This window comes from Arthrobacter bambusae (genome assembly GCF_022606295.1).
Lineage (GTDB): Bacteria > Actinomycetota > Actinomycetes > Actinomycetales > Micrococcaceae > Arthrobacter > Arthrobacter bambusae_A.
Genome location: NZ_JAHHZS010000021.1, coordinates 56441 through 81315 on the forward strand (window position 1 = coordinate 56441; position 24875 = coordinate 81315).

Here is a 24875-nt window from a genome sequence, read left to right on the forward strand (position 1 = left end):
GGTAGCCGGGAGCCAAACGCAGGAGGCCCGGCCCCCAACGGGACCGGGCCTCCTGCGTCGGACAACCAGGATTAGTGGCTGTGGCCTGCGTGCTCGTCTTCTTCGGCCGGCTTCTCGACAACCAGGGTCTCGGTGGTGAGAACCAGGGCTGCGATGGACGCGGCGTTCTGAAGCGCGGAGCGGGTGACCTTGACGGGGTCGATCACGCCGGCGGCGATCAGGTCCTCGTACACGGCGGTCTTCGCGTTGAAGCCATGGTTGTCTTCCAGCTCGGCAACCTTGGCGACGACGACGTACCCGTCGAAGCCAGCGTTCTGGGCGATCCAGCGAAGGGGCTGGGTCAGGGCTCGGCGGACGATCCCAACGGCGGCAGCCGCGTCGCCTTCCAGTGCCTTGACGGCAGGGTCCTCGTCCAGTGCCTTGAGGGCGTGGATGAGGGCTGAACCGCCGCCGGAGACGATGCCTTCTTCAAGGGCAGCACGCGTGGAGGACACTGCGTCCTCGATACGGTGCTTCTTTTCCTTGAGTTCGACCTCGGTGGCTGCGCCGACCTTGATGACGCCGATGCCGCCGGCAAGCTTTGCAAGCCTTTCCTGCAGCTTTTCCCGGTCCCAGTCGGAGTCGGTGCGGGTCAGCTCGGCACGGATCTGGGCGACGCGTGCTGCGACGTCCTCGGGTGTGCCGGCGCCGTCAACAATCGTGGTGTTGTCCTTGGTGACGGTGATGCGGCGGGCACTGCCGAGCACCTCGAGGCCAACCTGGTCCAGGGACAGGCCGAGCTCCGGGGAGACTACCTGTGCGCCGGTCAGTGTGGCGATGTCCTGCAGCATGGCCTTGCGGCGGTCGCCGAAGCCCGGTGCCTTGACGGCGACGACGTTCAGGGTGCCGCGGATACGGTTCACGATCAGCGTGGACAGCGCTTCGCCGTCGATGTCCTCAGCAATGATGAAGAGCGGCTTGGCGGCCTGCAGGGCCTTCTCGAGGAGCGGCAGGAATTCCTGCAGCGAGGAGATCTTGCCCTGGTTGATCAAGATGAGCGCGTCCTCCAGAACAGCTTCCTGACGTTCCGCGTCAGTGACGAAGTACGGGGACAGGTAGCCCTTGTCGAACTGCATGCCCTCGGTGAGGACCAGTTCGGTCTGCGTGGTGGAGGACTCTTCGATGGTGATGACACCATCCTTGCCGACCTTGCCGAAAGCCTCGGCGAGGAGCTCGCCAACCTCATCGCTCTGGGCGGAGATCGCGGCGACGCTGGCAACCTGCGTGCCTTCTACTTCGCGGGCGTTCTCCAGGAGGCGGGCAGCCACGGCCTGGACGGAAACCTCGATGCCACGCTTGATTTCGCCCGGGGCGGCTCCAGCGGCAACGTTGCGCAGGCCTTCCTTGACGAGGGCCTGCGCAAGCACGGTGGCCGTGGTGGTGCCGTCGCCTGCGACGTCATTGGTCTTCGTTGCGACTTCCTTGGCCAGCTGCGCGCCAAGGTTCTCATACGGGTCGTCGAGTTCGACTTCGCGGGCGATCGTCACGCCGTCGTTGGTGATGGTGGGAGCTCCCCACTTCTTGTCCAGAACGACGTTGCGGCCACGCGGGCCAAGGGTGACCTTGACGGTGTTGGCGAGCTTGTCAATGCCTGCTTCGAGCGAGCGACGGGCAGCGTCGTTAAACGCAAGCTGCTTTGCCATGGTTGTGTCCTTTCAAGACGGAAAACCCGCACCGCTGATTCGACCGGAAAAGTCCGACGTGATCTGCGATGCGGGATCCAGGGAATTACTTAACGACGATCGCCAGAACGTCGCGGGCGGACAGAACGAGGTATTCGTTGCCGCCGGTCTTGACTTCAGTTCCGCCGTACTTGGAGTAGATGACGACGTCGCCAACGGTTACGTCGACCGGAACCCGGTTGCCGTTGTCATCGAAGCGGCCGGGGCCAACTGCAACAACTTCGCCTTCCTGCGGCTTTTCCTGTGCAGTGTCCGGGATGACCAGGCCGGAAGCCGTGGTCTGCTCTGCTTCGAGCGGGCGGACAACAATGCGATCCTCGAGAGGCTTAATGGAGACCGACACTCGGATCTCTCCTTTACGTGAGGTAGTACATGGACTATCAAACCAGGGGTGCCGTGGCGGGCTTACCGTCGTCGCGGTGCCGGTAAGTGCCTGGCGGCATTAGCACCCGCCTAGGGAGAGTGCTAATCAAGACTCTATGTAAGCATTAGCACTCGGTCAAGGCGAGTGCCAGAATTCCGTCACGGGTGAACACCCGGAGCGCCGCTTCCGGTCGGAAGCTCATTGCCCGGCGAGGTCGTCGAAGTCGACATCCTCGCCGTCGTCGTACTCTTCCGCCGGCGCGGTTCCGCGGTTCAGGTACAGCACCACGCCGCTCGCGAGCGCGACGACGCCGAACACCACCAGCCCGACGATCGCACCGATGCGCGCACCGGAATAGGTGTCCCGGATCTCCCGGGCCTCGTCAGTGGCGTCCTGGACGCTCTTTCCGGTCATGGAGTAGGTAGCTGCATTGAAGGAATCGAGGAAGAAAATAATGATCAAGAGAGCGATGCAGACAACGGCAATCAAAGCACCGACGATAAGCGCCGGGCGGGCATACTTGGAAAGATTTCCGGCGAAGGGACGTCTATCGGGGACAGAGGGAGAACCATTGGCGTCGTCAGGCTGGCGTACTGGGTTGTCTTCCATGGCATCAACCCTATCCGCCCGAGTGCTCCCGGATCCCCCTCCACCCCGTATGACAGGCGAGCACTAGGCTAGTTCCCATGGCTGACACACCCCAGGACCACATTGCCCCCTTGCTGACAACCGAGGGTTGGGAACTCCTGGCATCCTTGGGACCGTACCGCGACGGCGAAGCGTTGGCCCTCAATGCCCGCCTGCGCAAGGACGGCCACTCCCCCGGGCTGGTGGCCGCCGTCCTCACCCAATCCAGGCTCCGCACCCGGGCCGAGGCCAAGTTCGGCGAATTCGCCCGGCAGATGCTCTTCACCCAAGCCGGCCTGGAGCAGGCCACCCGGCTCAGTGTGGCAGCCAGGCACGCCGAGCGTTTCGCCAAGGCGGGCACGCAGCACGTCGCGGACTTGGGCTGCGGGCTCGGAGCCGACTCCATGGCCATGGCCTCGATGGACATCAAGGTCACCGCCGTGGAACTGGATGAGACCACCGCGGCGTGCGCCACCATCAACCTCATGCCCTTCCCGCATGCGTCAGTGGTGCACACTGACGCTACGTCCGTGCCCCTCGACGGGGTCGACGGCGTGTGGCTCGATCCGGCGCGCCGCACGACGTCGTCGTCGGGGACGAAGCGTATCTGGGATCCGGAGGCGTTCTCGCCGCCGTTGTCCTTCGTTGAATCGCTGGCCGCTACCGGAAAGTCGGTCGGCGTCAAGATGGGTCCGGGGATGCCGCACGAATCGGTTCCGGGCGGCTGTGAGGCGCAGTGGGTCTCGGTGGGAGGGGACGTCACCGAAGTAACGCTGTGGTTCAACGACGTCGCCCGTCCCGGCATCCGTCGTGCGGCACTGGTGCTCGGGCCGCAAGGCGCAGCCGAGATCACCAGCGGCGAAGATTTCGACGGCGGCCCGGTGCCCGACGTCGGACCGGTGGAGGGGTACCTCTATGAACCGGACGGCGCGGTGATCCGCGCCGGACTGGTGGCCGACGTCGCACTCCGGCTGGGCGGGCACCTGGTGGACCGGCACATCGCCTACATTTGCGCTCCGGAGCTGGTGGAGACCCCATTCGCGCGCGCCTACAAAGTCCTGGAGGTCATGCCGTTGAACGTCAAGGCCCTCAAGGCCTGGGTGAAGGCCAACGGCATCGGTGTACTGGACATCAAGAAGCGCGGCACATCCGTCACCCCCGAGGAACTGCGGAAACAATTGCTGCCGGCCGGAAAGGGCTCGGCGAAAGGCCGCGGCAACAAGACAGCCACTCTGGTCCTCACGAGGATCGGCGAGGAAAAGGTGGCTGTTGTGGTGGAGCCGGCAGCGGCCGACTAGGTTACGCCAGGCCGGCCCCGCGGCGCCCTACTGGGCCCGCGTGAACTCTTCGGCAGCGGCCACTTGCTCCGGAGTTGGCGTGATGCCGGTGTAGAGCACGAACTGTTCGAGCGCCTGGATCGTGGCCACCTCGGCACCGCTGATGACGGTCTTTCCTGCCGCACGGCCAGCCTTGATGAGCGGCGTCTCTGCAGGGAGGGCGACGACGTCGAACACCACCTGCGCGGCCGCGACCGCCGCTTCGGGGAAGGACAGCGAGCCGGACTCGGGTCCGTCGGCCATGCCGACCGGCGTGACGTTGACGATCACGTCCGCGGTCGACTCTCCAACTTCGGCCTGCCAGTCGAAGCCGTAGAGCGCCGCGAGGGATTGTCCGGACTTCTCGTTCCGCGCAACCACCGTGACGCGAGAGAATCCGGCGTCGCGGAAGGCTGCCGCGGTGGCCTTGGCCATGCCGCCGGAACCGCGGAGCAGCACAGACGACGCCGGGTCGATCGCGTTGCGCTCGATCAGCTGGGCGATCGCGGTGTAGTCGGTGTTGTAGGCCGTGAGTACCCCGTCGTCGTTCACGATCGTGTTGACCGAGTCGATAGCGGCGGCCGATGCGTCCATGCGGTCGACGAGGGCGATGACGTCCTCCTTGTACGGCATTGAGACGGCGCAGCCGCGGATGCCCAGGCCGCGCACGCCGGCGATCGCGTTCGGGAGGTCAGCGGGAGCGAAGGCTTTGTAGATCCAGTTCAGGCCGAGCGCCTCGTAGAGGAAGTTGTGGAAACGCGTTCCGTTGTTGCTCGGCCGGGCAGAGAGTGAAATGCAAAGCGTCATGTCTTTGTTGAGGATCGGCATAACGGGGCTTCCTTCGCGTAGCGGGTTCTCTGCCCAGCCTAGACGGGGAGCTAGCCTTGGCGCGCCTTGAAGCGCGGGTTCAGCTTGTTGATGACAAAGGTGCGGCCTCGCCGACGCACCACTTGCGCGCCGGGAACCTTCTTGAGGGCACGCAGCGAATTCCTGACTTTCATGGGGTTCTCCTTCTCGGGTTGTGACTTGGTTGATGGCGGCTTTGTTCCGCCGCGGCTGCAGCCCGGCTACCCTATGGTCCGGCTACAGGGTGGATTCGAGTTCGAAAGGGTCCTCGAGTCCGGCGAAGCCGAGCCGCATCTCCGCTTCGCTCAGCGCACATCCGTCCAGAAGTGCGCGGATTTCGGCTGCGTCGAGGTCTTCCTCCCGTCCGGTCACGGCGAGCACCGTGCCCCGGTCGCCGAAGCGGGGATGCCAGTCGAGGACAGCGTCGACGTCGGGGTGCGCCTTTCCGTGCTGCGGGCCTTCGCCGCCGGGGACGGGCCCGGCACCAGCGTCCGCGAGCCACTCGCCTGTGCTCTCGAGCCAAACGCGCGGCCCGATTCCCTGCACCGCGATCCGGACTCTGGCAGCCGAGGCAATCCACAAGCGGCCCCTCATCCAGTGGGATCCCTCGGCCAACCTGGGCAGCGCCTGCTGGAATCGAGCCGGATGAAGGGGGCGTTCCACTTTGTGGAGCACGGTCCGGAAACGCCCCGACCCTTGCTCGAGCGGAACCCGCACGGAACCGCGACGCACCCTTGCGAGGGCCTCGGCGCCGTCGTAGCAGCCGGGCCGGAAGTCGTCGTCGCTGGCGGAAACGGCGGCGTGCGGCGCAAGCTGCCCAAGGAGTTCCAGCCCTTGTGCCCAGGCCTCGCTGGAGTCCGGGCGCAAGCCGGTGAGCTCTGCCTCAAGGCCGGCGTGCACCATGACGGTGTCCGCATGGCCCAGTTCCCCGATGAGGAATTCGCCGCTGGTGCGGTCGTCCTCGGGCATGGCCGTGAAGCCGGATTCGTACAGCGTGTGCTTGTCCCAGATGTGGTCTTCCAGCCCCGAGGGATCGATCGCCAACACGGCGTTGTCAATGACGGCGGCCCGTCTCAGGCCTCGCTTGAGTTCCGCCACCGCCATCTCCACGGAGACACCTGGCGGCAAGCCGAGGACGACGTGGTCATGACCGGAAGACTCGAGACGTTCCGCCGTCGGGACAACATCGAGACGGACCGTGCAGCTAAGGCAACCATGTTCCAAGGCGGTTTGGGCTTGCTCCACCAGTTGGCCGTCGCGGAAGATCCTTCGCAAGACAATGGAGCCGTCCAGGAGATCGTGCAGGACTACCACCGAATCTCGATGGGTCCGTCCAAGCCTGGCGACGGCTGCTTCGCGGCATTGGCTGTCCAGGGAACTGACAACAGAAAGATGCATGTTCACTAGCTTATATGCAAATCATTCTCATTAGCAAAAAATGCTTTACCTTCCATGAAATCCGTCCATGCGGTACCGTACCGCCCCTGCATTAGACTTGAGCCAACCGCTGACGGCCCCACGGCGGGCATTGCTCAGGGCGTTTTGGCAAATACCGAGGGGACCCACGTGCAGATTGATTTCGCTTCATCCAGGCAGTCGACCCTGGGGGTGGAATGGGAGCTCGCGCTCGTCAACGCACGCACCGGCGAACTGGTCTCTGTCGCAAACGAGGTGTTGCGTGGCGTGGCGTCGCGTCACCCGGACCTCAACGAAGACGACGAGCATCCGCACATCAAACGTGAGCTGCTCCTGAACACCGTGGAACTAGTCACGGGCGTGTGCAACACCGTCAAGGAAGCCAAGGAAGACTTGGCCCGCTCGCTGCAGGCTGTCAGGGAAGTCACCGACCCCATGGGCGTGGAACTTTTCTGCGCTGGCAGCCACCCCTTCAGCCCGCCGCAGCTTCAGCCCGTCTCGGACAAAGAGCGCTATGCCAAGCTGATTGACCGGACCCAATGGTGGGGACGGCAAATGGTCATCTACGGAGTCCACGTCCATGTCGGCCTCGACCGGAGGGACAAGGCGCTCCCCATCCTCGACGGGTTGGTCAACTACTTCCCCCATTTCCAGGCATTGTCCGCTTCAAGCCCGTTCTGGGGTGGCGAAGACACCGGCTATGCGTCACAGCGCGCCCTGATGTTCCAGCAACTGCCCACGGCCGGATTGCCATTCCAGTTCCCCAGTTGGGCCGAATACGAGTCCTATGTCCAGGACATGTTCACTACCGGAGTGATCGACACCCTGTCTGAAATCCGCTGGGACATCCGGCCAGTGCCGAACCTGGGCACTATCGAGATGCGCATTTGCGATGGCCTCGCCACGCTCGAGGAAGTCGGCGCCGTTGCGGCCCTGACCCAATGCCTGGTGGACGAGTTCTCCACGATCCTGGACAACGGCGGCAGCATTCCGACCATGCCGCCGTGGCATATCCAGGAAAACAAGTGGCGTGCGGCCCGTTACGGCATGGAGGCGATCATCATCCTCGACGCCGAAGGCAACGAGCAGCTCGTCACTGATCACCTGAAGGAAACGCTGCTGCGCCTGGCGCCCATCGCCGAGAAGCTGGGTTGCTCGGCCGAGCTGGCCGACGTCGAGAAGATCATCGCCCGCGGAGCCGGCTACCAGCGCCAGCGCCGGGTCGCTGCCCAGCATGACGGCGATCTTCACGCGGTTGTCCAGGATCTCGTGGAGCAAATGCGGTCCGTTCTGACCGCCTAGCGCTGCTGTCCGGCCACCGGCAGGGTCCCGCGCCTACACCGAAACCGTGGTCACCGGCAGGGAGGAATCCGGAGCGAAGGCAACGCCGCTGGGACCGATTCCGGCCATGATGAGCTGCGAGCCCAGTGCAGCGACCATGGCTCCGTTGTCGGTACACAGTGACAGCGGCGGCACATGCAGGGTGATCCCCGCCGCGCCGCAGCGTTGCCCTGTCAGTTCACGGAGCCGGGAGTTGGCAGCGACGCCACCACCCAGCAGGAGATCCGTGATGCGGTTCTCCTTGCAGGCCAGCACAGCCTTGGACGTGATGACGTCCACCACCGCCTCCTGGAACGCGGCGGCGATATCGGCAACGGGAACGTCCTCGCCCCGGGCTTCGAATTGTTCGACACAGCGCGCGACGGCGGTCTTGAGCCCGCTGAAGGACCAATCGTAGCGGTGGGGTCCCGGTTCCTCCGCGGTCCCCATGTACTTCGGTTGCGTCAGGCCGCGCGGGAAACGGATGGCCTTGGCGTTGCCGTGCTTGGCGACTTTGTCGATGGCCGGTCCGCCCGGGTAGCCAAGGCCCAGGAGCCTGGCGACTTTGTCGTACGCCTCGCCTGCGGCGTCGTCGATGGTGGAGCCAAGCATCTCGACGTCGTCGGTGATGCTGCGGATGCGCAGGATTTCGGTGTGTCCGCCCGAAACGAGCAGCGCTCCGAGATTTTCCGGCAGCCGAGCGCCTGAACCGAGTCCCCCCGTGCCGCCACCGGCACCGTCAAGGAGCCCGACGCCGACGTGCGCCACCAAGTGGTTGATCGCGTAGAGCGGCTTGCCCGTGGCAACAGAGAGCGCCTTGGCCGCGCAGACGCCCACCATGAGCGCGCCCGCCAAGCCGGGTCCGGAGGTCACGGCGATGGCGTCGATATCGTCCAGCGCCACCCCCGCTTCGTGCAAGGCCTCCTGCAGCGTGGGAACAAAAGCGTCCAGGTGCGCGCGCGAAGCGATCTCCGGAATGACGCCGCCGAAACGGACGTGCTCATCCATCGAGGAAGACACCGTGTTGGTCAGTAGCGTGGTTCCGCGGACGATCCCGACGCCGGTTTCGTCGCAGGAGGATTCGATCCCCAGCACGAGCGGCTGGACGGTGCCGGGCTGGTTCACGTGGCCGGGGTGGTTCATGCCGGTATTCCTTCAGTCAATGTCAACCTCATGATGAGGGCGTCCGTGCCGTCGCGGTAGTACCGCCTGCGCACGTGGATCTGCTCGAAGCCGAACCGCACGTACAGTGCCTGCGCTCGTGGATTGTCCGCGCGGACCTCCAGGAGCACTTCCACCGCGCCCCGCCGTCGGGCCTCTTCGATCAGTTCCGTGAGGATGGCGGAGCCAATTCCCCTGCCTTCGAATTCGGGCACGACGGCGATTGTCTGGACGTCCGCGATCGGCTCGATGCACATGAGCCCGGCGTAGGCCACGATCTTTCCGTCGGCTTCGGCCACGACGTAACGGCGGGTATCTATCTGGGCAAGTTCGTCGAAGAACATCTGCATCGGCCACGCGTCCACCGGGAAGAGCCGGCGCTCGAGGACCTCGACCGCGGTGACGTCGTCAGGGGTCATGTTACGCAAGGTCACGCCGTCGAGCTTGAATTGGTATGTGGGGTTCACAAGGCACGCTTCCTGGGGCCGGGCACTTGCGCGTCGGATTCCCGCAAATACAAGGGTGTGGAGTCCGGCAGCTTTTCGCCCGCTGTGAGCAAGGCCATGGCGAACTGGCCCAACGAGGCTGCGTCGGGCTGGGTGGTGCTGAATTCCCCGTTCGCGTTGACGACATCCGCGTAGATGCCGCCGCCGGCGCCGAAGACCGGTAGATCGGGCAACTCCGAGGCGAACCCGACGTGCGGACCGTCCACGAGTTGCGGAAGTTGGCCTTCCGTGAGCGTGTAGCGCGCCCAGTAGACCTCCTTGCGACGGGCGTCCGTGGCCACCAGGAACTCTGCCTGCGCCTCTGTTGACTCTGCCACTTCCAAAGCGATCGCATCCAGGCTCATGAGCCCGAAAAGAGGCTTGTTCCACGCAAACGCCAAAGTGCGGGCGGTCGCAATCCCCGAGCGAAGCCCCGTGAACGGCCCGGGGCCGACGCCGGTGACGATGAGGTCGAGGTCTGCACCGCTTACGCCTGCGTCGCCCAGGAGTTTCTCGATGCCTGGCGCCAGGACTTCAGCGTGGCTGCGGGTGTCCTCCGTGGCGAAGGATTCCACCACGCCCTCCATGGCATCGTCCGAGATGAGTGCCGCACTCGCCACGGCCGACGTATCAATGGCCAAGATCAGCATCAGGCGTTCTCCTCCAGTATTTCGGGCACGGCGCTCCAACGAGGGCCAAAGCCGCGGAAAACGATGGTGCGGGGTTCGTCGTCGTCTTCGGGGTCGAAGTCCAGTACGGCGTCGTGGCCCGCCTCCGGGCGGGTTACCGCCGCCTCCGCTCCCCCCACCGTCCGGTGCATCTCGATGTCCAGGCGGCTATCCGAAAGGTGTTCCACGCGCTCCCGCCCCCATTCGACAACCGTCACGGAGCTGTCCATGGTGTTTTCGAGGTCGATGTCGTCGATTTCCGCGGCGGACCCCAGCCGGTAGGCATCGACGTGGACCAGGTCGGGACCGCCGGGGCGCGGCCCGTCCGGCAGGTTCGGGTGGATGCGCACCAGGACGAACGTAGGTGAAATGATGCCTGCCCGGACACCCAGTCCTTCGCCGAGTCCCTGCGTGAAAGTGGTCTTGCCGGCACCGAGTTCGCCTGTCAGGACGAGCAGGTCACCGGGCTCAAGGACCCCGGCGAGCGCCGAACCCAAAGCATGCGTCTGCTCCGCCGTCGCGACCTTGACCGTCCGTTCCCACAAGGCCTCAGTCAACGGGGCCTTACTAATCGACGGCCCGCTCACCGGGCATCCGTCCCCGGGATCTCATTGATGTAGATGCGAGGCACGCGCGGGCTGATGCGCGTGACAATCTCATAGTTATTGGTTCCCGCCGCGGCGGCCCAGTCGTCCGCCGTCGGGCCGTCGCCGGCGCCGTCACCGAACATGACGGCTTCGGCACCCAGCCAGCCGGCTTCGTCTGTTACCGGCTTCCCCAGGTCGATGACCATCTGGTCCATCGCGATGCGGCCGACCACGGGGTAGTTGACTCCGTTGACCCGCACCGGTCCGCCGGTGGCGATGCGCGGCACGCCGTCCGCGTAGCCGAGGGGGATCAGGCCCAAGGAACTCTCGCTGGACGTCCGGTAGTTGAGGCCATAGGACACCCCCTGGCCTTCGGGCACCCGCTTGCAGTTGGAAACGAGGGTGCGCACCGTCATGGCGGGGCGCAGGCCGAGTTCCGCCGAGCTTTGTCCTTCGAAAGGTGACAGCCCGTAGAGCCCGAGCCCGACGCGGACGAGGTCGAAGTGGGCATCCGGGCGCGACAGCGTACCGGGCGTGTTGGCCAGGTGCCGGACTTCGGTGTCCACTCCGGCGTCCTCCGCCACGGCAATCGCTTCCCGGAAGGCTGCCAACTGTTCATCGGTCTCGGGACGGTGGGGCTCATCGGCCACAGCCAAGTGCGAGAAGATGCCCACCACGCGCAGCAGGCCCTCGTCCTGGTACTCCATGGCCTGGCCCACCACACGGTCCCACTGGGCGATCGTGGAGCCGTTGCGCCCCAGGCCGGTGTCAACCTTGAGGTGGATGCGGGCCGGGCGTTCCTGCTCGCGTGCCGCGGCGACCACCGCGTCCAGCTCCCAGCCGGAAATCCCGACGTCGACGCCGGCGGCAACCGCCGCTTGGAAGTTGCTTTGGCTGGTGTGCAGCCAGGCCAGCATGGGGGCGTCTATTCCAGCAGCACGCAGCGCCAAAGCCTCCGAAATGTGGGCAACACCGAGCCAGCGGGCGCCGGCTTCGAGGGCTGCCCGCGCCACCTGCACCGCGCCGTGGCCGTAGGCGTCGGCCTTGACCACGGCCATGACGCTTGCGGGCGAGGCAATGGCCACGAACTGGCGTACGTTGTGCCGGATGGCGTCCAGGTCAATGACGGCTGATCGTTCGAGGACCGTTGCCGAACCCGATCTTTTCAAGGGCTCGAAACTGGCAGCTGCTTCGTAAGTCACCCTCACGATTCTAGTGCCGCGACGACATGCGGGTTGACTGGAGCGGGCGGGTTGACTGGGGTGGGCGCCGCTCAAGCATCCGAGTTGTGGGCGATCGTGGCCGTCGCACGACGTTGGGCCCCGGGCGGGACATCCCCCACAATGTCCTCGAGGAAGGCGAACCGTTTGAGCCACTGGCTGGACTGCCGCTCCCGCCGGGCGTTGGCGCGCTGCCACCAATCGGCGATGTCTCCCCAACCAGGTGCAGCCAGCGAGCCGCCCACTTCCTGTACCGCCAGCGAGGCACATAGATTGGCAAAACGGAGCCGGTCCCCCAAAGGCCATCCGGCGAGGCAGCCCACAACAAACGCCGCACCGAAGCAGTCGCCCGCACCGGTGGGGTCGTACGCCGTCACAGGAAGGGACGGCACCCACTCCTCCTCACCGGTTTCGGAATCCACGGCCATGGCTCCCTGTGCTCCCAGCGTCACTACAGCCACCGGAACCCGGTCGGCGAGGGTGTAGAGGGCAGACCAGGGGTTGTCCTTGCCGGTGAAGGCCATCGCTTCCCGTTGGTTCGGCATGAAGGCGTGGAAATTGCCGAGCTGGTCGAGCCGCCTGGAAGACCATTCTCCCGTCGGATCCCATCCGGCGTCGCCGAAGAGTTTGACGCCAGCTCTCCTTGCCGCCAGCATCCAGGGCTCTGGCTCCTCGCCGAGGTCCGCGACGGCGGCGAGCGCCTTGGGCGGCTCGCCAATCAGTTCCGAAGCGCTCATGGGCGAGGGATGTCCGTGGGTGACCATGGAACGATCCTGATCGACGCACAAGGAGACAGTGACCGGGGAATGCCAGCCTTCGAACCGCCTGGACAGGGAGAGGTCCACGTGCTCCTGGCTTTCCAGGATCCGCCAGTTGAAGTCCCCGTATCCGTCATCCCCGAAGGCCGCAGCGAGGCTGGTCCGCAGTCCAAGCCGCGCAGCCGCGATCGCTTGGTTGGCCACGCCACCAGGGCAGGTCCCCATACCTTGGCTCCACACTTCGGTCCCCGGTTCAGGGCTGCGGTCCAGTCCGGTAAAGATAATGTCCTGGAACACGGTGCCAGTCAGCAGGAGGTCGCAACCTGGGTTGGCCCCCTCCCCCGGCGCATCGTCACGGATCGCGGCGAGGGGATCGAATCGGGCCCTGGGCGTTGCGTCCATGCACGGCAGACTACGCCGCGGCCACGATTGTGCATAGCTTTAGCCCGGCGCGGACCGGACGAATCGCGGACCGGGCTAAAGCTCCTGGTACATGACGTGCAGCCCAACGTAGCCAAGGGTTGGATGCTGGAAGGCCCCGGGGATCGTCGCCAGGATACGGAAGCCCATGGACTGCCACAGGCCCACAGCACGGACGTTGCTCTCGACGACGGCGTTGAACTGCATGGCCTTGAACCCGGCATCCCGGGCGGCAACCAAGGAATAGGCACACAGTGCTCGAGCGATTCCCTGCCCGCCCTGGTCGGCACGGACCATGTAGCCGGCGTTGGCCACGTGGCTTCCGCCTCCGCCCTGGTTGGCGTGCAGTTCACCGGTACCCAGCACGTCGCCGTCGCGCACTGCCACAAAGGTCAGGCCGGGCGCTTCCTTCAACCATTTGCTCCTTGCAGCTTCTTCGCTAGTGTCGCGGTCCCAGGTGAAGGTCTCCCCCGCCCGGATCACGGGTTCCAGGACGGCCCAGATCCCGGGCCAGTCGCTTGCCTCGGCGGGCCGGATCTCGTAGCTAACGGCCGCCGGCGTTCCTGCTTCGCTGTTTGAGTGGCTCACGTTCGTTACGGTATCAGCCCGCCATCCACGGCCGGCCCTGCAGGCTGGCTGCAATGCCGTGGAGGTCAGGAGTAGTGTTTTCGCTGGGACGCAGAGGATCTATCACTTTGCGGAACTTGTTGAATTGCGTTCGATACAGGAGGTAGCGGTGTCGTTGATCCGTCGCGTGGCCTTCCTGTCACTCCACACTTCTCCTATGGAGCAGCCGGGTTCGGGCGATGCGGGCGGCATGAATGTGTACGTCCGGGCGTTGGCCATGGCTTTGGCGGATGTTGGCGTTGAGGTGGAGATCTTCACGCGTTCGACGTCCGCCGGGCAGCCCGCCGTCGAACACCCCGGTCCCGGCGTCTGCGTCCACAACGTGCTGGCAGGCCCGCCCCGGAAGCTGCCCAAGGAGGAACTTCCCGATCTCCTCCACACGATGGTTGCCGAGATCGAGAGGATCCGGCAGCGGCAACCGCACGGACGTTACGACGCGATCCATTCGCACTACTGGGTATCCGGCGTGGCCGGCCTTGAGCTGTCCGCATTGTGGAACGTGCCGCTGATCCACACGATGCACACGATGGCGAAGGTCAAGAACCTGGTGCTCGAATCCGGCGAGCGGCCTGAACCGCGCCTGCGTGAAGACGGCGAACAGAGGATCGTGGATGGAGCCACCCGGCTCGTGGCCAACACTCCCGCGGAAGCCCAGGAACTCGTCTCGCACTACAACGCCGACTTCGACCACATCGACATCGCTCCCCCCGGCGTCGACCTCACGGTGTTCACGCCCGCATTCCGGGCCCGTTCCCGCGCCGAGCTTGGCGTGCGGCCCGGCAGTTTCCACCTGCTCTTCGCCGGACGCATCCAGCGGCTCAAGGGACCGCAGGTCTTCGTCGAGGCTGCGGGAATCCTCCGCAAGAGGCGGCCCGACATCGACCTCGAACTGACCATCCTCGGTGCCTTGAGCGGCGCCAAGGACTTCAATCTGCAGTCCTTCATCACTGCCGCGGGGCTGGACGACGTCGTCACCCACCGCGCGCCGGTCAAGGCGCCGAAGCTGGCGGGCTGGTTTCGTTCAGCCGACGTCGTGGTGATGCCATCCTTCAGCGAATCGTTCGGGCTTGTTGCCCTCGAGGCGCAGGCCTGCGGCACCCCGGTGGTGGCCACCAACGTGGGCGGCCTGTCCCGCGCCGTTGCCGGCGGTCGCACGGGCATTTTGGTTGACGGCCACGATCCCTCGCGCTGGGCCGACGTCATCGAAGCCTTGTACGACGATCCCCGTACCCGCGAAGACATGGGCCGCGCCGCTGCCGTCCATGCGGAGGCCTTCGGCTGGCAAAGGACGGCAGCCATCACGCTTGAGAGCTACCACTCCGCCATCGGCGCCGTCCTTGTCCGCCCAAGCTAAACGCCTGCTCACCTATCGCCGCAATCCCCCAAACCCTCGCTCACCTATCGCCGCAATCCCCCAAACCCTCGCTCACCTATCGCCGCAATCCCCCAAACCCTCGCTCACCTATCGCCGCAATCCCCCAAACCCTCGCTCACCTATCGGGGCACGACTGATAGATTGTCGCGGACAGTGTTCCCGAGGAGTTGAGGACAAGGATGTCTGAAAACAAGATCTTGAGCGACCTCGACATTGCCCGGAGTGCGGCGATACGTCCCATCGTGGAAATCGCAGAGCGTGCCGGGATCAACGTCGATGCCCTGGAACTGTACGGCCGGTTCAAGGCGAAGATCGATCCTGCCAAACTGCGTCTCCCGGCGGCCAAACGCGCCGGCAAGATCGTCCTCGTCTCGGCCATGTCCCCGACGCCGGCGGGCGAGGGAAAGTCCACAACCACGGTGGGCCTTGCCGATTCCTTGGCACGGGCTGGCCACCGCGTGATGATCGCGCTGCGCGAACCCTCCCTTGGGCCGATCCTGGGCATGAAGGGAGGAGCGACCGGTGGCGGCTACTCCCAGGTTCTTCCCATGGACGAGATCAACCTGCATTTCACCGGCGACTTCCACGCAATCACGTCCGCCAATAACGCCCTCATGGCCCTCGTGGACAACCACATCTTCCAAGGCAACGAGCTCAACATCGACCCCCGCCGCATGACGTTCAAACGGGTCCTCGATATGAACGACCGCTCGCTGCGCGAAGTCATCATCGGCCTGGGCGGGCCCGCTCAAGGAGTCCCGCGGCAGGACGGCTTCGACATCACCGTGGCGTCCGAAATCATGGCCGTCTTCTGCCTCGCGACGGACTTGGATGATCTCCGCGAGCGCCTCGGCCGCATCACCTTCGGATACAGCTATGACCGGCGGCCGGTCACCGTGGCTGATCTCGGTGTCCAGGGCGCACTGACCATGCTGCTGAAGGACGCTATCAAACCGAACCTCGTTCAAACCATCGCCGGGACGCCGGCCCTGGTGCATGGCGGGCCGTTCGCCAACATCGCACACGGCTGCAACTCTCTCATCGCCACACAAACGGCCCAGGAGCTCGCCGATATCGTGGTCACGGAAGCGGGATTCGGCGCCGACCTTGGGGCCGAAAAGTACATGGACATCAAGTCGCGCATCGCGGACGTGGCGCCGTCCGCCGTCGTCGTGGTCGCAACTATCCGGGCGTTGAAGATGCAGGGGGGCATCCCGAAGGAGCTTCTCAAGGAGCCGAACGTGGAGGCGCTCGCTGCCGGCGTCGAAAACTTGAAACGGCATGTGCACAATATCGAGAAGTTTGGCGTCACCCCGGTCGTTGCCATCAACAAGTTCGCGACGGACACAACAGAAGAGCTCGACTGGCTGCTGGCCTGGTGCGCCCGGGAGGGAGTGCAGGCAGCGGTGGCGGATGTCTGGGGCAGAGGTGGAGGCGGCGACGGCGGCGACGAGCTTGCGGCGAAGGTCGCCGCAGTGCTGGCGGCAGCAACGCCGTCGGACTTCCGTCATTTGTATCCCCTGAGCCTGTCAGTGGAGGACAAGATCCGCACGATAGTCCAGGAAATCTACGGCGCCGACGGTGTGGAGTTCTCAGTCCCCGCGCTCAGGCGCCTCGCGGACATCCGGAAAAATGGCTGGAGCGGGATGCCCGTCTGCATGGCAAAGACCCAATATTCATTCACCGACGACGCCTCCCAGTTGGGTGCCCCCAAGGGATTTACGGTGCATGTCCGCGAGCTGATTCCCAAGACCGGGGCGGGCTTCATCGTCGCACTGACCGGCGCGGTCATGACCATGCCCGGCTTGCCCAAGGAGCCCGCCGCGATGCGAATGGACGTCGATGAGCACGGCAACCCGGTGGGCCTCTTCTGACCCTCGCTCACCTATATGCCCTTTCACGGGACGCTCGCTCACATATATGGCCCTTTCGCGGGACGCTCGCTCACCTGTGGCACCTGAAGGCGGCCGGACCCTCGGCCGAATCCCGGGCCTGTGGATAACTTCTGCGAGCACCCGCCCCTTTGAGCAACAATGCGGGTATGCGAAACGAGTTTGCCCTTCCCACTGAACTGCTTTCAGGTCCGTTCACGCTCGCCGAGGCCCAAGCCCGGGGCGTCCCGCGCGGCCGCCTGCTTCGCGCCGACGTCGAGCGCGTCAGCCGTAACCTCTACCGTCCGAGCGGCTGGGACTTCGATCTGGAGGCAGCCGCCCGTGCGCTGTCGGCCGCCACCCCCGGTGCCTGGATCTCGCACGTGACGGCGGCGCGCCTTCGCTGCTCCAGCCTTCCGCCCTGGCTTGCCGATTCGACGGAGCTGCACCTCAGCAAACCGCGATCGTTGCCCGGAGCCCGCCGCATGGGCGTGATCGGGCACAGAGTGATCGCGGCCGAGGACGAGGTCGAATCCGTTGACGGAATATGGATCAGCACCCGGCCCCGCACTTGGCTGGACATGGCCCGGCTGCTGCCTTTGGACTACCTCGTCTGTATGGGCGACGAGCTGATTCGCGTACCCCGCCAGGCGCTGGAAGGGAGGGACACACCCTTCGCCACCCTCGAAGGACTGCGCGCCTTGGTCGAACGGCATCCAAATTTACAGGGCGTCGTGCGTGCCCGGCAGGCGCTCGAACTGATGCGCGTGGGCGCGGACTCTCCCCCGGAGTCCCTGCTTCGCTTGGCCATGCTCGACGCGGGAATCCCCGAACCCGAACTCCAGCTCGGCTTGCGAAGTGACGATCCGTTCTCGCCGTCGGCGGATTTGGGGTTCCGCCACAGGCGGGTCGCCATTCAGTACGACGGCGGCCATCACCTCGCGGAGGCCCAGACACTTAGTGATCGACGCCGGAACAAAGCCTTCGAAGCTGCCGGGTGGACCGTCCTCGTGTTCCGCAAGGACGATCTGGCAGATGGATTCGAGCTGGCCACCAAGAAGATCAAGAAGGCGCTGCGATCAGCGTGGGTCGATCCTGCCGTCGCATCCGGGTTTGCAAGTGCCGTGTAGTGAGCTTAAACGGCGGACGCCCGCTCACCTGAAGGTGAGCGGGCGTCCGGCCAAAACCCCACATAGGTGAGCGGGCGTCCGGCCAAAACCCCACATAGGTGAGCGGGCGTTTAGCGCTCCACGTCGCCGCGGATGAAGGCCTCGACCTTTTCGCGGGCGAGGTCGTCGTTGAACTGCTCCGGCGGGGACTTCATGAAGTAGCTCGAAGCCGAGAGCAGCGGGCCGCCGATACCGCGGTCCAGGCCGATCTTGGCGGCGCGGATGGCGTCGATGATCACGCCGGCAGAGTTCGGGGAGTCCCAGACCTCGAGCTTGTATTCCAGGGACACCGGGGCATCGCCGAAGTTGCGGCCTTCGAGGCGGACGAACGCCCATTTGCGGTCATCGAGCCAGGCGACGTAGTCGGACGGCCCGATGTGGACGTCGTCGGCGTGCAGGACGGCCTCGACGTTGGAGGTCACAGCCTGGGTCTTGGAGATCTTCTTGGATTCCAGGCGGTCGCGCTCCAGCATGTTCTTGAAGTCCATGTTGCCGCCGACGTTCAGCTGGTACGTGCGGTCCAGCGTGACGCCGCGGTCTTCGAAGAGCTTGGCCATGACGCGGTGCGTGATGGTGGCGCCGATCTGGCTCTTGATGTCATCGCCGACGATCGGCACACCGGCGGCGGTGAACTTGTCGGCCCATTCCTTGGTGCCCGCGATGAAGACCGGCAGGGCGTTGACGAAGGCAACACCGGCGTCGATGGCGCACTGCGCATAGAAGTGTGCAGCGTCCTCGGAACCGACGGGCAGGTAGCAGACCATGACGTCGGCCTTGGCTTCGCGCAGTGCGGCGACGATGTCCACTGCTTCTTCCGGAGCCTCCACGATGGTCTCGCGGTAGTACTTGCCCAAGCCGTCCAGGGTGTGGCCGCGCTGCACGGTCACGCCCGTCGAGGGGACGTCGGCAATCTTGATGGTGTTGTTTTCGCTGGCGCCGATGGCGTCAGCGAGGTCGAGGCCGACCTTCTTGCTGTCGACGTCGAAGGCAGCGACGAACTGGACGTCGTTGACGTGGTACTTGCCGAACTCTACATGCATCAGACCCGGAATCGTGGCCTGGGGGTCGGCATCGCGATAGTAGTGGACACCTTGGACCAGCGAAGCGGCGCAGTTACCTACGCCGACAATGGCGACACGAATCGGATGTGAAGACACGGAACTCCTTTGAGAACTAACCTCAGGTGCCTTGCGCGTCCGTACCTGAGTGCAGGACGGCGTCTTAAAGGCACAGCGCCATTCGACGCTCTTTGCATTGTAACCAACCCGAACGGGGCCGGCTTTGTTCCCGGCCGGCCCCGCTCGTGAATTAAGTTTGCGAATCTACTTCTGCGCCCACAGATTGATGTCGGATTCGACGGCGAACTCGTCAATTGCTGTCAGTTCCTCCGACGTGAAGCCGAGGTTGTTGATCGCGGACACAGTGTCCTCCAGCTGGGCGACGCTTGACGCGCCCACCAATGCCGATGTCACAGGCGAACCCTTGGGCTGCTCGCGCAGGATCCAGGCGATAGCCATCTGGGCGAGGGTCTGGCCGCGCCCTTCGGCGATGGCATTCAAGCCACGCACCCGGCTCAGCTTTTCCTCGGTCAGCGCTGATTCGGACAAGAACCGTTCCTTGGCGGCACGCGAGTCGGCCGGGATGCCGTTCAGGTAGCGGTTGGTGAGCATTCCCTGAGCCAGCGGGGAGAAGGCGATGGATCCCGCGCCAACCTGGTCAAGCGTTTCGTAGAGGTTGGGCGTACCGTTCTCGGTCCAGCGGTTGAGCATGGAATAGCTGGGCTGGTGGATAAGCAACGGCGTGCCCATCTCCTTGAGGATGCGGGCCGCCTCAAGGGTCTGGTCCGGGGTGTACGAAGAGATCCCGGCATAGAGCGCTTTGCCCGAACGGACGGCGTGGTCCAGGGCGCCCATGGTTTCTTCCAGCGGGGTTTCGGGATCGGGACGGTGGCTGTAGAAGATGTCCACGTAGTCCAGTCCCATGCGCTGGAGCGACTGGTCCAGGCTGGAGAGAAGGTACTTGCGGGAGCCCCATTCTCCGTAGGGGCCCGGCCACATGTAGTAGCCGGCCTTGGTGGAAATGACGAGTTCGTCGCGGTACGGCTTGAAGTCGTCCTTCAGGTGGCGGCCGAAGTTCGTTTCAGCCGAACCGTCCGGCGGACCGTAGTTGTTGGCGAGGTCGAAGTGGTTGATCCCCAGGTCGAAGGCCCTGCGGAGGATGGCGCGCTGCTCTTCGAAACGCTTGTCGTCGCCGAAGTTATGCCATAGTCCCAGCGAGATCGCGGGAAGTTTGAGGCCGCTGCGTCCGACGCGGCGGTAGGGCATGGTTTCATAGCGGTTTTCCGCAGCCGAATAAGTCATACGTACCATCCTGCCACCGCCTTCGAGGCTCGAAGCGCAATGTCCGCCATGTGGGCGCGGTCACCTTCCGGCTCGCTGTCAGCTAAGGCGCACGACGGCGGCGCTCTCCCCCGGGAGCGTCAGCTTTCCGTTCCCGACGGCGGCCGAAGACTCCGTGGCAAGCAAGACTTCGCCGTCCATAGCCTTCGTCAGGGTCTGGTCCCCGAAGTTGCAGGCTACCCGCACGGCGCCCCGGCTGAGAACCAGCCATTTGTCCTCTTCGCTGAAGTCGACGTGGGTGTCGGCGAACCCGCCCCCGGCGAGCTCCGGCGTCGAGCGCCTGAGCTTCGCCAACGCCCGGTAAAGGTCCAGCAATCGGGCGTGATCGCCGTCGTGGGCTTCCTCCCACTTGAGCTTGGAGCGTTCAAACGTCTCCGGATCCTGGGGGTTGGGCACCAACGCAGGGTCCCAGCCCATCCGTTCGAATTCCTTGAGCCGGCCCGTCGCTGTGGCCTCCGCCAGCCATTCCTCGGGATGCGAGGTGAAGAACTGCCACGGCGTGGACGCGCCGAATTCTTCGCCCATGAAGAGCATCGGGGTGAACGGCGACGTCATAGTCAGCACGGCGGCGAGCGCCAGCCTGCCGTAGGACAGGCTCGAACTCAGGCGGTCACCGGCGGCGCGGTTTCCGATTTGATCGTGGTTTTGGTTGCAGACCACCAGCGCGGCAGGATGAACCAGCCCCGGCCGGATGGGCCGGCCATGATGCCTGCCGCGAAAGCTAGAGTAGCTCCCGTCATGGAAGAAACCGTGTTCAAGCACCTTCGCCAGTGCGCCCAAGGAATCGAAATCCGCGTAGTAGCCAGCCGTCTCCCCGGTGAGGTTCACGTGCACGGCGTGGTGGAAATCGTCGCTCCACTGTCCGTCCAGTCCGTAGCCGTTGGTATCCCGGCGGTAAATGAGGCGCGGATTGTTCAGGTCCGATTCCGCGATCAGGGTCTTGGGGACGCCGGTTTCGGCTTCGATGCCATCCGCGAGGCTGGCGAGGTCCTCCAGGATATGGACGGCCCGCTCATCGCGGAGGGCATGGACGGCGTCGAGGCGCAGCCCGTCAACGTGGAAGTCATCCAACCACATGGCGGCGTTGTCCAGGATGTATTGCCGGACTTCGTCGGAGCCGGAGCCGTCCAGGTTCACCGAGTCGCCCCACGTGTTGCCTTCGCCGGACTTCAGGTAGGGGCCGAATTTCGGTAGGTAGTTCCCGCTGGGGCCCAGATGGTTGTAGACCACATCCTGGATCACGCCGAGTCCGACGGCATGCGCCGCATCCACGAATCGCTGATAGGCCTCCGGCCCCCCGTAGCCCTCGTGGACGGCGAACCACAGCACGCCGTCGTACCCCCAGTTGTGGGGGCCGTTGAAGGCATTGACCGGCAGGAGCTCCACGAAGTCGATTCCCAGGTCAACGAGGTAGTCCAGCTTTTCGGCGGCTGAGTCGAGGGTGCCTTCCGGAGTGAAGGTCCCGAGGTGGAGCTCATAGATGACCGCGCCGCCGAGCCCGCGTCCTGCCCAATCCGAATCTTTCCAGGCATAAGACGAGGAGTCGAAGGTGCGGGAAAGATCATGGACTCCGTCCGGCTGGCGCTGCGACCTGGGATCGGGAAACGGTCCCTCCCCGTTCACCAGATAGCCGTAATCAGTCCCGGCCAACCGGGGTACGTCCGCCACCCACCAGCCCGCGCCGCCGCCGTCGTCGTGCGATCGCATTTCGTGGTGCTGACCGTCCGCCAGCAGAGTCACTGACTCTGCGAACGGGGCCCATACATCGAACCGTTTTCCCACGTTGGTCTTCTCGGCCATCGCTCCCCCTCAATCGTCTCGTCCGGGCTTCGTTGGCCCGCATTTGTCGGTGCTTTGGCTAGCCAATGGGTACGAGCAAAGCCACCGGGTACCTCTGCAGCAGCCTTGCGACGGGCACCTCGCCCGGGGCGTAACTGTTGCCTGTGAGCTCATCCCGGACCGCGCTCCCGAGCCGAATGAAAGTTTCCTCCCACCCCCCGTTTCGCTCAAGTTTCCGCGGCAGCCTGGTAGCCAAAGTGATGGCACCGCCACCGTCGGAAGCGGTGCCGCGGTCGAAGGCGACCAAGTGTTCGGCTGCGGGCCCCTCTGCCATGACGGGACTGTAACCACCGAAAAGCTCCGGCCGGTCGCGTCGTAGGCGCAGTGCCCGGGACGTCAGCAGAAGCTTGGCCAACTCGTCCCGCGCTTCAGTCTGGACACCGGCGTCGAGGGCGGCGAGTGCTGCCCTCCGCCGTTCGAAGTCGACCGCGCGCCGGTTGTCGGGGTCGGTGAGTGATCGATCCCAAAACTCAGTGCCTTGGTAGACATCGGGTACACCCGGCATGGTCAGCTGGACAATCTTCGCCGACAGTGAGTTGGACGTCCCATACGGGTCCAGAAGTGCAACGAACGCTTCGAGGGCGGCCGTCACCTCCGGCACGTCGAAGACGGCGTCGACGGCGGAGGCCAGCTTCGCTTCGAAACCTTCGTCCGGCTCCGTCCAGTTGGTGGAGTTGCCGGCTTCGCGTGCTGCTTTGGCGACGTAACCCTGGAGGCGTTCGCGGCTGGCCGGCCACGCACCCGCGATGGCTTGCCATACGAGCGCCGCAAGTGGCCCGTCGGGGATCGGCGCCAGTTCCTGCATGCGGTCCACGAAGGCTTCCCAGTCCGGGACTGCCTCGGAGATGGCGGAGATCCTGGCGCGGGTGTCTTCACTGCGCTTGGTGTCGTGCGTGGTCAGGGTGGTCATGGACAGCGGGAGCAGCGCCTGGCGGCGGGCCATGCGTTCGTGGAATCCAGCCGTGGACAACGCGAACTCCGTGGGGTCCGCTCCCACTTCTGTCAGCGTTCCAAGGCGCGTGTAACGGAAGAACGCAGTGTCTTCCACGCCCTTGGCCATGACCATCCCGGACGTCTGCTGGAACCGCCGGCCCAGTTCACGGCCGGCGTCGAGCAGGAGGGGGAGCAACGCTTTGAGGATCTGGTCCAGCTCAGGCCTGGTCCGTGCAGCCCGCTCGACGGCCTCCACCAGGGTGTCTTTGCGGTCGGGAAGGTAGCTCCGGTAGACGTGGAACGAGGCGATGATCTCGGCCAGGGCGTCAGCCACCTCCAGGCGGGGCAGCTCCGGCGATTCCGGGACGAGCCTCGCGAGCCGCAGGATTTCCGAATGCAGGATGCCGTCCGTGATACGGCGCTTGGTGCCGTGGATCATGGCCTCGTAATCGGCGGGCGAACCGGTGCCCCGGAGCCTGCCGTCCAAGGCGTCAAGCTGCACTTCGGCGTCGGGATCCACGAAAAGGCGATCGACGTCGGCGAGGGCGTCGTAACCTGTGGTTCCCTCGCAGTCGAAGTTCTCCGGAAGGCTTTCCCCGGGCTCCAGGATCTTCTCGACGAGCAGATAGGAGCCAGCCGTGGTTTCCTTCAGGCGCTCCAGGTACCCGGCGGGGTCCGCGAGCCCGTCCGGATGGTCGATCCTCAGCCCGTCCACAAGCCCGTCACGGAACCATCGGGCGATCTCCGAGTGGGCTTCCTCGAAGACCCAGGGTATTTCGACGCGTATCCCGGCCAGCGTGTTGACCGCGAAGAACCGGCGGTAATTCAGTTCGTCGTCGGCCCGGCGCCAGCCGACCAGCTCGTAGTGCTGCCGCGCATGGACGTCCGTGGCGTCATCACCCTCGGCGTAGCTGCCTTCTGCCAACGGGAAGCGGTGGTCGAAGTAACGCAATTCGCCGTCGACCACTTCGAGCTTGTCGAGGTCGTCATCGCTGCCAAGGACCGGCAGCCGGAGCTTTCCGCCACCGAAGTCCCAGTCGACGTCGAACGCTTCCGCGTAGCGGGAGGCCTTGCCCTCCTTGAGGAGGGACCACCACCAGGCATTTTGTGGGGGCGAGGCAACTCCCATGTGATTCGGGACGATATCGACGAGGACTCCGAGGCCGGCTTCCCGTGCCGCTTTGGAGAGCGCCGCGAGCCCTTCGGCGCCGCCGCGCGAAGCATCAATCGTGGAGGGGTCCGTGACGTCGTAACCGTGGTCCGAGCCTTCCTCGGCCGTCAGGATAGGCGACAAGTATACCCAATCCACCCCCAGCTCGCGCAGATATCCGGTGAGGGCCGCCGCGTCCTGGAGCGTGAACGAGGACCTGATCTGGAGCCTGTACGTGGAGACGGGAGTCCTCATGATCCCCCGTTCTTGTGGGCGCGTGGCTTTCTGGGCTTTTTCGGCGCAGCGGCTGGCTTGGTTTCGGGGTCAGCCTTTGGCTCCGATGCATGGTGCTTCTTCGGTCCGGGTGCCTCTTCCGGTACGGCCTGGAGAGGATTGGTGGACGGTGCCGGTGTGGCCGGCGCAGTCAAGGAGGCCGTTTCGGTGGTGGCAGTCTGCGACAACGCGGCAAGGGACGCGGCTACGGAATGGTCGGGGTCCGTGTCCGGAACGCTGTGTGCCCTCAACACCACGAGTGATTTGGCTCCGACGCCCAGGACTGCTTCCGCCTTCACGGGCTCGGTGTCCGCTCCGCCGCCGGCCGTG

General features: G+C 64.9%; 22 protein-coding genes and 1 pseudogene. 5 read left to right on the plus strand and 18 right to left on the minus strand.

Annotation, left to right across the window (positions count from 1 at the left end):
- Nucleotides 1-71 precede the first annotated feature (71 nt).
- The 3 genes from groL to KNN17_RS15045 all read right to left on the minus strand — a co-directional run bounded on the left by groL (nt 72) and on the right by KNN17_RS15045 (nt 2694).
- Nucleotides 72-1682 carry a chaperonin GroEL gene (gene groL / locus KNN17_RS15035; RefSeq protein WP_241709812.1) on the minus strand — a complete coding sequence of 537 codons (1611 nt, stop codon included), beginning with the start codon at nt 1680-1682 and terminating at the stop codon, nt 72-74.
- Between the two features lie 85 nt (nt 1683-1767).
- Nucleotides 1768-2064 (minus strand): co-chaperone GroES, encoded by a 297-nt coding sequence (groES, locus tag KNN17_RS15040; RefSeq protein ID WP_028265041.1) that lies wholly within the window; start codon nt 2062-2064, stop codon nt 1768-1770.
- Nucleotides 2065-2283: 219 nt separating this feature from the next.
- Entirely contained in the window at nt 2284-2694 is a 411-nt protein-coding gene (locus tag KNN17_RS15045) for a hypothetical protein (protein ID WP_241709813.1), read from the minus strand.
- A gap of 77 nt (nt 2695-2771) precedes the next feature.
- On the opposite strand from KNN17_RS15045, the gene KNN17_RS15050 reads away from it, so the two are divergent.
- Nucleotides 2772-4010 carry a class I SAM-dependent methyltransferase gene (locus KNN17_RS15050; RefSeq protein ID WP_241709814.1) on the plus strand — a complete coding sequence of 413 codons (1239 nt, stop codon included), beginning with the start codon at nt 2772-2774 and terminating at the stop codon, nt 4008-4010.
- Nucleotides 4011-4037: 27 nt separating this feature from the next.
- Here KNN17_RS15050 and KNN17_RS15055 read toward each other — a convergent pair whose 3' ends face one another.
- The 3 genes from KNN17_RS15055 to KNN17_RS15065 form a co-directional block, all read right to left on the minus strand.
- A complete protein-coding gene (locus tag KNN17_RS15055; RefSeq protein ID WP_241709815.1) occupies nt 4038-4856 on the minus strand; it encodes a shikimate 5-dehydrogenase in 819 nt (272 codons plus the stop codon).
- A gap of 50 nt (nt 4857-4906) precedes the next feature.
- Complete coding sequence (ykgO, locus tag KNN17_RS15060) at nt 4907-5029, minus strand: type B 50S ribosomal protein L36 (protein ID WP_059387417.1); 123 nt, start codon at nt 5027-5029, stop codon at nt 4907-4909.
- A gap of 82 nt (nt 5030-5111) precedes the next feature.
- The gene (locus KNN17_RS15065; RefSeq protein WP_241709816.1) at nt 5112-6272 is read right to left on the minus strand and encodes a GTP-binding protein; all 1161 of its coding nucleotides are present in this window, start codon (nt 6270-6272) and stop codon (nt 5112-5114) included.
- Between the two features lie 168 nt (nt 6273-6440).
- Here KNN17_RS15065 and KNN17_RS15070 point away from each other — a divergent pair, with 168 nt between their 5' ends.
- On the plus strand, nt 6441-7592 hold the full coding sequence (locus KNN17_RS15070) for a glutamate--cysteine ligase (protein ID WP_241709817.1): 1152 nt from the start codon (nt 6441-6443) through the stop codon (nt 7590-7592).
- 33 nt (nt 7593-7625) lie between these two features.
- On the opposite strand, the gene tsaD is transcribed toward KNN17_RS15070, so the two are convergent.
- From tsaD to KNN17_RS15105, 7 genes are all read right to left on the minus strand, one after another.
- Nucleotides 7626-8753 (minus strand): tRNA (adenosine(37)-N6)-threonylcarbamoyltransferase complex transferase subunit TsaD, encoded by a 1128-nt coding sequence (tsaD, locus tag KNN17_RS15075; protein WP_241709818.1) that lies wholly within the window; start codon nt 8751-8753, stop codon nt 7626-7628.
- Nucleotides 8750-9190 (minus strand): ribosomal protein S18-alanine N-acetyltransferase, encoded by a 441-nt coding sequence (rimI, locus tag KNN17_RS15080; protein WP_078108190.1) that lies wholly within the window; start codon nt 9188-9190, stop codon nt 8750-8752. The genes tsaD and rimI overlap by 4 nt, the downstream gene beginning before the upstream one ends.
- A 44-nt stretch (nt 9191-9234) precedes the next feature.
- Nucleotides 9235-9906 (minus strand): tRNA (adenosine(37)-N6)-threonylcarbamoyltransferase complex dimerization subunit type 1 TsaB, encoded by a 672-nt coding sequence (gene tsaB / locus KNN17_RS15085; RefSeq protein WP_241709820.1) that lies wholly within the window; start codon nt 9904-9906, stop codon nt 9235-9237.
- Nucleotides 9906-10481, minus strand: a complete 576-nt coding sequence (tsaE, locus tag KNN17_RS15090; RefSeq protein ID WP_241709821.1) for a tRNA (adenosine(37)-N6)-threonylcarbamoyltransferase complex ATPase subunit type 1 TsaE — start codon at nt 10479-10481, stop codon at nt 9906-9908. Before tsaE ends, tsaB begins: the two co-directional genes overlap by 1 nt.
- Before the next feature lie 26 nt (nt 10482-10507).
- Complete coding sequence (gene alr / locus KNN17_RS15095) at nt 10508-11713, minus strand: alanine racemase (protein WP_372489688.1); 1206 nt, start codon at nt 11711-11713, stop codon at nt 10508-10510.
- 71 nt (nt 11714-11784) lie between these two features.
- Complete coding sequence (locus KNN17_RS15100; RefSeq protein ID WP_078108133.1) at nt 11785-12891, minus strand: carbohydrate kinase family protein; 1107 nt, start codon at nt 12889-12891, stop codon at nt 11785-11787.
- A gap of 75 nt (nt 12892-12966) precedes the next feature.
- Nucleotides 12967-13497: a GNAT family N-acetyltransferase gene (locus KNN17_RS15105; RefSeq protein WP_372489689.1), complete on the minus strand. Its 531-nt coding sequence runs from the start codon at nt 13495-13497 to the stop codon at nt 12967-12969.
- A gap of 148 nt (nt 13498-13645) precedes the next feature.
- On the opposite strand from KNN17_RS15105, the gene mshA reads away from it, so the two are divergent.
- The 3 genes from mshA to KNN17_RS15120 all read left to right on the plus strand — a co-directional run bounded on the left by mshA (nt 13646) and on the right by KNN17_RS15120 (nt 17912).
- Complete coding sequence (gene mshA / locus KNN17_RS15110; protein ID WP_241709822.1) at nt 13646-14890, plus strand: D-inositol-3-phosphate glycosyltransferase; 1245 nt, start codon at nt 13646-13648, stop codon at nt 14888-14890.
- 200 nt (nt 14891-15090) lie between these two features.
- Nucleotides 15091-16785, plus strand: coding sequence for a formate--tetrahydrofolate ligase (locus KNN17_RS15115; protein ID WP_241709823.1), 1695 nt, complete (start codon nt 15091-15093; stop codon nt 16783-16785).
- Nucleotides 16786-16952: 167 nt separating this feature from the next.
- Nucleotides 16953-17912 (plus strand): DUF559 domain-containing protein, encoded by a 960-nt coding sequence (locus KNN17_RS15120; RefSeq protein ID WP_241709824.1) that lies wholly within the window; start codon nt 16953-16955, stop codon nt 17910-17912.
- Nucleotides 17913-18022: 110 nt separating this feature from the next.
- On the opposite strand, the gene KNN17_RS15125 is transcribed toward KNN17_RS15120, so the two are convergent.
- The 5 genes and pseudogenes from KNN17_RS15125 to KNN17_RS15145 all read right to left on the minus strand — a co-directional run.
- Entirely contained in the window at nt 18023-19108 is a 1086-nt protein-coding gene (locus KNN17_RS15125) for an inositol-3-phosphate synthase (RefSeq protein WP_078108128.1), read from the minus strand.
- Between the two features lie 165 nt (nt 19109-19273).
- A complete protein-coding gene (gene mgrA / locus KNN17_RS15130) occupies nt 19274-20311 on the minus strand; it encodes an L-glyceraldehyde 3-phosphate reductase (RefSeq protein WP_241709825.1) in 1038 nt (345 codons plus the stop codon).
- A gap of 78 nt (nt 20312-20389) precedes the next feature.
- Nucleotides 20390-22150 carry a malto-oligosyltrehalose trehalohydrolase gene (gene treZ / locus KNN17_RS15135; protein WP_241709826.1) on the minus strand — a complete coding sequence of 587 codons (1761 nt, stop codon included), beginning with the start codon at nt 22148-22150 and terminating at the stop codon, nt 20390-20392.
- Nucleotides 22151-22208: 58 nt separating this feature from the next.
- Entirely contained in the window at nt 22209-24527 is a 2319-nt protein-coding gene (treY, locus tag KNN17_RS15140; RefSeq protein WP_241709827.1) for a malto-oligosyltrehalose synthase, read from the minus strand.
- Nucleotides 24524-24875, minus strand: a pseudogene (locus tag KNN17_RS15145) (glycogen debranching enzyme); the annotation flags it as partial. The gene treY and the pseudogene KNN17_RS15145, both read right to left, overlap by 4 nt.

Coding starts and splice junctions, on each gene's coding strand:
- groL (WP_241709812.1), bottom strand. CDS start 1,682: ATGGCAAAGCAGCTTGCGTTTAACGACGCTGCCCGTCGCTCGCTCGAA.
- KNN17_RS15045 (WP_241709813.1), bottom strand. CDS start 2,694: ATGGAAGACAACCCAGTACGCCAGCCTGACGACGCCAATGGTTCTCCC.
- KNN17_RS15050 (WP_241709814.1), top strand. CDS start 2,772: ATGGCTGACACACCCCAGGACCACATTGCCCCCTTGCTGACAACCGAG.
- KNN17_RS15055 (WP_241709815.1), bottom strand. CDS start 4,856: ATGCCGATCCTCAACAAAGACATGACGCTTTGCATTTCACTCTCTGCC.
- ykgO (WP_059387417.1), bottom strand. CDS start 5,029: ATGAAAGTCAGGAATTCGCTGCGTGCCCTCAAGAAGGTTCCCGGCGCG.
- KNN17_RS15065 (WP_241709816.1), bottom strand. CDS start 6,272: ATGCATCTTTCTGTTGTCAGTTCCCTGGACAGCCAATGCCGCGAAGCA.
- tsaD (WP_241709818.1), bottom strand. CDS start 8,753: ATGAACCACCCCGGCCACGTGAACCAGCCCGGCACCGTCCAGCCGCTC.
- rimI (WP_078108190.1), bottom strand. CDS start 9,190: ATGACCCCTGACGACGTCACCGCGGTCGAGGTCCTCGAGCGCCGGCTC.
- tsaB (WP_241709820.1), bottom strand. CDS start 9,906: ATGCTGATCTTGGCCATTGATACGTCGGCCGTGGCGAGTGCGGCACTC.
- KNN17_RS15100 (WP_078108133.1), bottom strand. CDS start 12,891: ATGGACGCAACGCCCAGGGCCCGATTCGATCCCCTCGCCGCGATCCGT.
- KNN17_RS15115 (WP_241709823.1), top strand. CDS start 15,091: ATGTCTGAAAACAAGATCTTGAGCGACCTCGACATTGCCCGGAGTGCG.
- KNN17_RS15120 (WP_241709824.1), top strand. CDS start 16,953: ATGCGAAACGAGTTTGCCCTTCCCACTGAACTGCTTTCAGGTCCGTTC.
- mgrA (WP_241709825.1), bottom strand. CDS start 20,311: ATGACTTATTCGGCTGCGGAAAACCGCTATGAAACCATGCCCTACCGC.
- treZ (WP_241709826.1), bottom strand. CDS start 22,150: ATGGCCGAGAAGACCAACGTGGGAAAACGGTTCGATGTATGGGCCCCG.
- treY (WP_241709827.1), bottom strand. CDS start 24,527: ATGAGGACTCCCGTCTCCACGTACAGGCTCCAGATCAGGTCCTCGTTC.